The organism is Brevundimonas sp. BR2-1, from assembly GCF_037626195.1.
Lineage (GTDB): Bacteria > Pseudomonadota > Alphaproteobacteria > Caulobacterales > Caulobacteraceae > Brevundimonas.
The window spans coordinates 128,780-137,629 of sequence record NZ_JARKMV010000004.1; the positions used below are offsets into that span (position 1 = coordinate 128,780).

An 8,850-nucleotide genomic window follows, 5' to 3' on the forward strand; every position below is an offset into this window, starting at 1 on the left:
CGGTCTTTCGCTTTCTCCCTCAATGAAATTTGGCGGGTCGCCCCGCAGAAGGAATCAAGATGAACCAGGAAGTCCTGAACATCTTCAATGCAGTCCCGGTCACCCCGACCTTCGACCAGATCAAGATCGCCCTGGCTTCGCCGGAGAAGATCCGCTCGTGGTCGTTCGGCGAGATCAAAAAGCCGGAAACCATCAACTACCGCACGTTCAAGCCCGAGCGTGACGGCCTGTTCTGCGCCCGTATCTTTGGCCCGACCAAGGACTACGAATGCCTGTGCGGCAAGTACAAGCGCATGAAATACAAGGGCATTATCTGCGAGAAATGCGGCGTGGAGGTCACCCTGGCCCGCGTTCGGCGCGAGCGGATGGGCCACATCGAGCTCGCCTCGCCGGTCGCCCACATCTGGTTCCTGAAGTCGCTGCCGTCGCGCATCTCGCTGATGCTGGACATGGCGCTGAAGGACGTGGAGCGCGTACTCTACTTCGAAAACTACATCGTCACCGAGCCGGGCCTGACCCCGCTGAAGCAGAACCAGCTGCTGACGGAAGACGAGTTCTACCGCTACCAGGACGAGTTCGGCGATGACGGCTTCACCGCCGAGATCGGCGCCGAGGCCGTGCGCAACCTGCTGATCGGCATCGACCTGCACGCCGAGGCCGAGAAGCACCGCGGCGAACTGGCCGACAGCCCCTCGGAAATGAAGGCCAAGAAGGCCTCCAAGCGCCTGAAGCTGATCGAGGCCTTCCTCGAGTCCGGCAACAAGCCCGAGTGGATGATCCTGACGGTCGTGCCGGTCATCCCGCCGGAACTGCGCCCGCTGGTGCCGCTGGACGGCGGCCGTTTCGCCACGTCCGACCTGAACGACCTGTACCGCCGGGTCATCAACCGGAACAACCGCCTGAAGCGCCTGATCGAGCTGCGCGCGCCGGACATCATCATCCGCAACGAGAAGCGGATGTTGCAGGAATCCGTCGACGCCCTGTTCGACAACGGCCGTCGCGGCCGCGTGATCACGGGCGCCAACAAGCGTCCGCTGAAGTCGCTGGCCGACATGCTGAAGGGCAAGCAGGGCCGCTTCCGCCAGAACCTTCTGGGCAAGCGCGTCGACTATTCGGGCCGTTCGGTCATCACCGTGGGTCCCGAGCTGAAGCTGCACGAGTGCGGCCTGCCCAAGAAGATGGCGCTGGAGCTGTTCAAGCCGTTCATCTATGCGCGCCTTGACGCCAAGGGCCTGTCGGGCACCGTCAAACAGTCCAAGCGCATGGTCGAGCGCGAGCAGCCGCAGGTGTGGGATATCCTCGACGAGGTCATCCGCGAGCACCCGGTGCTGCTGAACCGCGCGCCGACGCTTCACCGTCTGGGCATCCAGGCGTTCGAGCCGAAGCTGATCGAGGGCAAGGCCATCCGCCTGCACCCGCTGGTCTGCACCGCCTTCAACGCCGACTTCGACGGCGACCAGATGGCCGTTCACGTCCCGCTGAGCCTCGAGGCCCAGCTGGAGGCGCGCGTCCTGATGATGTCGACGAACAACATCCTGTCGCCCGCCAACGGCAAGCCGATCATCGTGCCGTCGCAGGACATCGTCCTGGGCCTCTACTATCTGTCGCTGGTCAAGGAAGGCGAGAAGGGCGAGGGCAAGCTGTTCGCCAACATGGGCGAGATCGACGCCGCCCTGGATGCGGGCGTTGTCAGCCTGCACACGAAGATCAAGGCTCGCTGGACCGAGATGAACGCCGCCGGCGAAGTCATCACCAGGGTCATCGACACGACCCCGGGCCGGATGAAGCTGGGTGCGCTGCTGCCGCATAACGCGAACATCGGCTACCGCCTGCTCGAGAAGAACCTGACCAAGAAGGAGATCGGCAACCTGATCGATCAGGTCTATCGCCACTGCGGTCAGAAGGCGACGGTCATCTTCGCCGACCAGATGATGCAGCTGGGCTTCCGCGAAGCCGCCAAGGCCGGCATCTCGTTCGGCAAGGACGACATCGTCATTCCGGCCGCCAAGGCCGGTCTGGTGGCGGACACCCGCACCCAGGTCGAGGAGTACGAGCAACAGTACGCCGACGGCCTGATCACCAAGGGCGAGAAATACAACAAGGTCGTCGACGCCTGGGCCAAGGCCACGGACAAGATCGCCGACGCCATGATGGGCGAGATCGCGCAACCGCGCGTCCTGGCCAAGGGTCAGGCCCCTGACATCAACTCGGTGTTCATGATGGCCAACTCGGGCGCCCGCGGTTCGCAGGCGCAGATGAAGCAGCTGGGCGGCATGCGGGGCCTGATGGCCAAGCCGTCGGGCGAGATCATCGAGACGCCGATCATCTCGAACTTCAAGGAAGGTCTGACCGTCCTCGAGTACTTCAACTCCACCCACGGCGCCCGCAAGGGTCTGGCCGACACCGCGCTGAAGACCGCCAACTCGGGCTATCTGACGCGTCGTCTGGTCGACGTGGCGCAGGACTCGATCGTCACCGAGGACGATTGCGGCTCGACGCGGGGCATCACCCTGCGCGCCGTGGTCGAAGGCGGCGACGTGCTGGTCTCGCTGGGTCAACGCGTCCTGGGCCGCTACGCGGCCGAGGACATCAAGGAACCGGGCGGCGACAAGGTCCTGTTCCCCGCAGACACCTATCTGCAAGAGGAAGAGGTCGAGGTCATCGACAACGCCGGCGTCCAGTCGGTCAAGGTTCGCTCGGCCCTGACCTGCGAAGCCGAGGCCGGCATCTGCGCCTACTGCTACGGCCGTGACCTGGCGCGCGGCACCAACGTCAACATCGGCGAAGCGGTCGGCGTCATCGCCGCCCAGTCGATCGGCGAGCCCGGCACCCAGCTGACGATGCGGACCTTCCACATCGGCGGCACGGCCCAGGTGGCGGAAACCTCGTTCTACGAGGCGACCAACGCCGGCAAGGCCAAGATCTCGGGCCCGACCGTCAAGGCCGCGCACGGCGATCTGGTGGCCATGAGCCGCAACGTCACCATCACCGTGGTGGTCGACGGCAAGGACCGCGAAACGCACAAACTGCCCTACGGCGCCCGCCTGCGGGTCACCGAGGGTGCGGACATCGCGCGCAGCCAGCGTCTGGCGGAGTGGGATCCCTACACCTCTCCGATCCTGACGGAAGTCGGCGGCGTGATCCGGTTCGAGGACCTGGTCGAGGGCCTGTCGGTCCGCGAGGAAACCGACGAGGCGACGGGCATCGCCCAGCGCGTCGTCAGCGACTGGCGCGCCAGCCCGCGTGGGGCGGACCTGCGTCCGGCCATGGGCGTCACCTCGGGCGACGCCTACGCCAAGCTGGCCTCGGGCTCCGACGCCCGTTATCTGCTGCCGGTGGGCGCGGTTCTGTCCGTGAACAACGGCGATGTGGTCAAGCCGGGCGAGATCATCGCCCGTGTCCCGACCGAGGGCGCCAAGACGCGCGACATCACCGGCGGTCTGCCGCGGGTGGCCGAGCTGTTCGAAGCCCGTCGTCCCAAGGACTGCGCGGTCATCGCCGAGATGGACGGCCGCGTGGAATTCGGACGCGACTACAAGAACAAGCGTCGCATCAAGATCACGCCGGAACCGGACGCCGACGGCAACCAGGCCGAACCGGTCGAATTCCTGATCCCCAAGGGCAAGCACATCTCCGTCCACGACGGCGATCTGATCAACAAGGGCGACTACATCATCGACGGCAACCCGGATCCGCACGACCTGCTGCGCATCCAGGGCGTCGAGGCCCTGGCCGAATACCTGGTGAACGAAGTGCAGGAGGTCTATCGACTGCAGGGCGTGCCGATCAACGACAAGCACATCGAGGTGATCGTTCGCCAGATGCTGCAGAAGGTCGAGGTGCTCGACTCGGGTGAGACGACCCTGATCCGTGGCGACACGGTCGAGGTGGCCGAAGCCGTTCTGGAAAACCAGAAGGTCGAGAAGCGCGGCGGCCGTCAGGCCACCACCCAGCCGGTCCTGCTGGGCATCACCAAGGCGTCGCTGCAGACCCGCAGCTTCATCTCGGCGGCGTCCTTCCAGGAAACCACCCGCGTCCTCACCGACGCCTCGGTCAACGGCAAGATCGATACGCTGGAAGGCCTGAAGGAGAACGTCATCGTCGGCCGCCTGATCCCGGCGGGCACGGGCGCCTATCTCCGTTCGCTGCAGAAGATCGCCAACGAACGCGACGCCGAACTGACGTCGCAGCGGGAAGAGGCCATCGAGCCGCTTCCGGCCGATCTGGCGCTGGAGCTGGAGAGCAGCGAAGGCTGATCTCGGGCCGCGGACTGAAATGAAGAGGGCGGCTCCGGCGACGGAGCCGCCCTTTTTCCTTGGGGCGTCAGCGCGGCGGCTGAGGGTCGCGAGAGACGCCGGCGCCGGGCGTCAGCGGCGTATCATTGCTGCGCCGGCCGTCGCGGTTGGTGCGGATATTCGTCGTCGAATCCGGGCGCAGCGAGGGGTCCAGATGGGCGCCCGCGACGCCGATGCCGAAATTGGAGCCCACCCCGTCCTGCGGGCCGACGTTGCCGCTGCCGCCGGCGAGGGGGCGGCGGCGCGCCTCGTACTCGGCGAGGCGGCGGGCGCCTTCGCGGGCGAAGCGGGCGTCGCGCTCGGGATTGCCCGTGCCCTCGATGGGCCGCGCCGTGGCGGCCCGCTGGCCGAAGCGGTCGTCGCAGACGGCGCGTTCGGCGGCGCTGAGCACCGCGCCGGCGGCGCAGCCGAGGAGGCTGGTGCGCAGGCCCTGGCCGATGCGGTCGCCAAGGGTGCGGGGGCGGACGGCCCATGCGCCGTCCGCGGGGGCCGGGGGCGCGCCGGGGGCGGGCGCCGCGAGGCGCGGGGAGGGCGGCGCCGGTGTTTCGTCCTCGTCCTCCTCGCGCAGGGTCGGCGTGGTCATGGCGCGGGCCAGCGGCGGCGCCTCGACCTGCCGGGCGGCAACGGGCTGCCGCGGGGTCTCGTCGGCCAGCAGGGGGCGGGGCTCGAGCTGGACGTAGATGGCAGGGCTCTGGTCGGGCAGCGGCGTCCCCAGACCCATGGTGCGCATGCCGATCCAGGCCAGGAGGCCCGCGTGCAGCAGCAGGGAGGCCGCGACGAAGGCCGGCTTGCGCCATTGTTCAGCGCGCGGCGGCCAGGCCGGATTCCGTTCCCTGATGCCCCGTACTCCCGCCATACGCGCATGGGAGGGGGCGAGCGTGGCGGTATTACGGCTATGATCGGGACGACCGCCCCAGCGCCGGGCCGCCCGGCGTTGACTTGGAGCCCCCCCGCGCGTAGAAGCCCCCCACTTTCGAGGCTCCCGGTTCGCCGGGTTCCGGGATCGTGACAATTGAGCGGACGGGCTGCGCCCGCCGGAACGCCCGAAGCGCGCGTTCCGGTTTTTTCGTTTGGCGGTCGCGCTGACGGCTCGAGATCAAACCCGGGGCGGCGCGTCAGCGTCGTCCGAAAAGAAGGCTCACCGGGGCGCTCCGGCCGAAAGGCACACGCCCCCATCGATTGAAGAGAACCGAGACTCCATGCCGACTATCAACCAGCTGATCCGCAAGCCGCGCCAACCCAAGCCGGTGCGCAACAAGGTGCCGGCCCTGAAGGGCTGCCCCCAGCGCCGCGGCGTCTGCACCCGCGTCTATACGACGACCCCGAAGAAGCCGAACTCGGCTCTGCGTAAGGTCGCCAAGGTCCGCCTGACCACCGGCATCGAAGCCGTGTGCTACATCCCCGGCGAAGGCCACAATCTGCAGGAGCACTCGGTGGTCCTGATCCGCGGCGGCCGCGTCAAGGACTTGCCCGGCGTTCGCTACCACATCCTGCGCGGCGTGCTCGACACGCAAGGCGTCAAGGACCGCAAGCAGCGCCGTTCGCACTACGGCGCCAAGCGTCCGAAGTAAGCGATCGCCCCATTCCATTCACCGGCTCACGCCGGTCGTCCGATACGTCTTTAGAAGGCCAAGCCCATGTCCCGTCGCCACCGCGCCCAGAAACGCGAAGTTCTGCCGGATCCCAAATACAAGGATCTGACCGTCACCAAGTTCATGAATTACGTCATGTACGAGGGCAAGAAGGCCGTCGCCGAGAACATCGTCTACGGCGCGTTCGAAATCCTGGCCGACAAGAAGAAGGATTTCGAGCCGGTCCAGACTTTCCACACCGCCCTGGAAAACGTCCAGCCGTCGGTCGAGGTCCGTTCGCGTCGCGTCGGCGGCGCCACCTATCAGGTGCCGGTCGAGGTTCGCCCCGATCGCCGCCGCGCCCTGGCCATCCGCTGGCTGGTCAACGCCGCGCGCAAGCGTGGTGAGAACACCATGACCGAAAAGCTCGCCGCCGAGCTGCTGGACGCTTCGAATAACCGCGGCACCGCGGTCAAGAAGCGCGAAGACACCCACAAGATGGCCGAGGCCAACCGCGCCTTCAGCCACTACCGCTGGTAAACGCCTTCAAGGCGCCCTCTTCGGCGCCTATCTAGTGACTATCCGGCGCGGGCGGTTTGAGCTAAATCGCCCGCGCCCGCTTATCCGAACATCGACGATCTCCCCGAGGGCGCCCACCGCGTCCTGAACTCACTTCAAGGCACGCTTTCATGGCCCGCACGCACAAGATCGAGGACTACCGCAACTTCGGCATCATGGCCCACATCGACGCGGGCAAGACGACGACGACCGAGCGGATCCTGTATTACACCGGCAAGAACCATAAGATCGGCGAAGTCCACGACGGCGCCGCGACCATGGACTGGATGGACCAGGAGCAGGAGCGCGGCATCACCATCACGTCGGCCGCGACGACCGCCTTCTGGAAAGAGAAGCGCCTCAACATCATCGACACCCCCGGCCACGTGGACTTCACCATTGAAGTCGAGCGTTCGCTGCGCGTGCTCGATGGCGCCGTGACGGTGCTGGACGGCAACGCCGGCGTCGAGCCGCAGACCGAAACCGTCTGGCGTCAGGCCGACAAATACCGCGTGCCGCGGATCGTGTTCGTCAACAAGATGGACAAGATCGGCGCCGACTTCGACGCCTCGGTGCAGTCGATCCGCGACCGTCTGGGCGCCAAGGCCGTGCCGATCCAGTTCCCGATCGGTTCGGAATCTTCGCTGTCGGGCCTGGTCGACATCGTCGCCATGAACGCCGTGGTCTGGGACAACGACGCCCTGGGCGCCAACTTCACCGTCGGTCCGATCCCGGCCGACCTGGTCGACAAGGCCAATGAAGCCCGCCAGTACCTGATCGACAACGCCGTCGAACTCGACGACGAGGCGATGGAAGCCTACCTCGAAGGCACCGAGCCCTCGATCGAGACGCTGAAGAAGTGCATCCGCAAGGCCGTGCTGACCGGCGCCTTCTATCCGATCCTTTGCGGCTCGGCCTTCAAGAACAAGGGCGTGCAGACGCTGCTGGACGCCGTCGTCGACTATCTGCCCTCGCCGGTGGATATCCCGCCGACCCCGGGCATCGACTTCCGCACGGAAGAGCCGATCGTCCGCAAGGCGTCGGACGAAGAGCCGCTGTCGGTTCTGGCCTTCAAGATCATGGACGACCCCTTCGTCGGCTCGCTGACCTTCTGCCGCATCTATTCCGGCAAGATGGAAACCGGCATGGGTCTGCTGAACTCGTCGCGCGACAAGAAGGAGCGCGTCGGCCGCATGCTGCTGATGCACTCCAACGACCGTCAGGACATCAAGGAAGCCTACGCCGGCGACATCGTCGCCCTGGCCGGGCTGAAGGAAACCCGCACCGGCGACACCCTGTGCGATCCGACCAAGTCGCCCGTCATCCTCGAGAAGATGGAATTCCCGGCGCCGGTCATAGAGATCTCGGTCGAGCCCAAGTCGAAGGCCGACCAGGAGAAGCTGGGCGTCGCCCTGGCCAAGCTGGCCTCGGAAGACCCCTCGTTCACCGTCTCGACGGACCACGAGTCGGGCCAGACCATCCTGAAGGGGATGGGCGAGCTTCACCTGGACATCAAGATCGACATCCTGAAGCGCACCTACAAGGTCGACGCCAACATCGGCCAGCCGCAGGTCGCCTACCGTGAATCGCTCGGCCGCAAGGTCGACATCGACTACACGCACAAGAAGCAGACCGGCGGTACGGGCCAGTTCGCCCGCGTCATGATCACGTTTGAGCCGGGTGAACCCGGTTCGGGCTTCGTGTTCGAGAACTCGATCGTCGGCGGCGCCGTGCCCAAGGAATACATCCCGGGCGTGCAGAAGGGCATCGAGTCGGCCAAGGACAACGGCCTGCTGGCCGGCTTCCCGCTGATCGACTTCAAGGCGACCCTGACGGACGGCAAGTTCCACGACGTCGACTCCAGCGTGCTGGCGTTCGAAATCGCGGCCCGCGCCGCCTTCCGCGAACTGAAGGAAAAGGGCGCGCCCAAGCTGCTCGAGCCGATCATGGCGGTCGAGGTTGTGACCCCCGAGGACTACCTCGGTTCGGTCATCGGCGACCTGAACGGCCGTCGCGGCATGATCCAGGGTCAGGACATGCGCGGCAACGCCACCGTCGTGAACGCCTTCGTGCCGCTGGCCAACATGTTCGGCTATGTGAACACGCTCCGCGGCATGTCGCAGGGCCGCGCGGCCTTCACCATGCAGTACGACCACTATGAGCCGGTGCCGCAACACGTCGCCGACGAAGTGATCAAGAAGTATTCCGCCTAACCCACCCAATCCCGGCGGGCCCGCAAAGGTCCGCCGGACCCCTGAAAACCCAGGACTAAAGCCCCCTGTTCAGGGGACGGAGAGAAGAGAATGGCCAAGGAAAAGTTCGAACGCACCAAGCCGCACTGCAACATCGGCACGATCGGTCACGTTGACCATGGCAAGACGACGCTGACGGCGGCGATCACGATGACGCTGGCCAAGGCCGGCGGC

General features: G+C 66.1%; 6 protein-coding genes. 5 read left to right on the top strand and 1 reads right to left on the bottom strand.

The window, feature by feature from the left end; translation table 11 throughout:
* Positions 1 to 59: 59 nt before the first annotated feature.
* Complete coding sequence (gene rpoC, locus BrevBR_RS15645; RefSeq protein ID WP_340001558.1) at positions 60 to 4,256, top strand: DNA-directed RNA polymerase subunit beta'; 4,197 nt, start codon at positions 60 to 62, stop codon at positions 4,254 to 4,256.
* A 67-nt stretch (positions 4,257 to 4,323) separates the two neighbouring features.
* Here rpoC and BrevBR_RS15650 read toward each other — a convergent pair whose 3' ends face one another.
* A complete protein-coding gene (locus BrevBR_RS15650; RefSeq protein ID WP_340001559.1) occupies positions 4,324 to 5,151 on the bottom strand; it encodes a hypothetical protein in 828 nt (275 codons plus the stop codon).
* Positions 5,152 to 5,494: 343 nt separating this feature from the next.
* Here BrevBR_RS15650 and rpsL point away from each other — a divergent pair, with 343 nt between their 5' ends.
* The 4 genes from rpsL to BrevBR_RS15670 all read left to right on the top strand — a co-directional run.
* Entirely contained in the window at positions 5,495 to 5,866 is a 372-nt protein-coding gene (gene rpsL / locus BrevBR_RS15655; protein ID WP_055832311.1) for a 30S ribosomal protein S12, read from the top strand.
* Positions 5,867 to 5,932: 66 nt separating this feature from the next.
* Positions 5,933 to 6,406, top strand: a complete 474-nt coding sequence (rpsG, locus tag BrevBR_RS15660) for a 30S ribosomal protein S7 (RefSeq protein ID WP_056615544.1) — start codon at positions 5,933 to 5,935, stop codon at positions 6,404 to 6,406.
* Positions 6,407 to 6,555: 149 nt separating this feature from the next.
* Complete coding sequence (gene fusA / locus BrevBR_RS15665; RefSeq protein ID WP_340001560.1) at positions 6,556 to 8,637, top strand: elongation factor G; 2,082 nt, start codon at positions 6,556 to 6,558, stop codon at positions 8,635 to 8,637.
* A 90-nt stretch (positions 8,638 to 8,727) separates the two neighbouring features.
* A partial coding sequence (locus BrevBR_RS15670) for a GTP-binding protein (RefSeq protein WP_332638941.1) occupies positions 8,728 to 8,850 on the top strand: 123 nt, incomplete at its 3' end.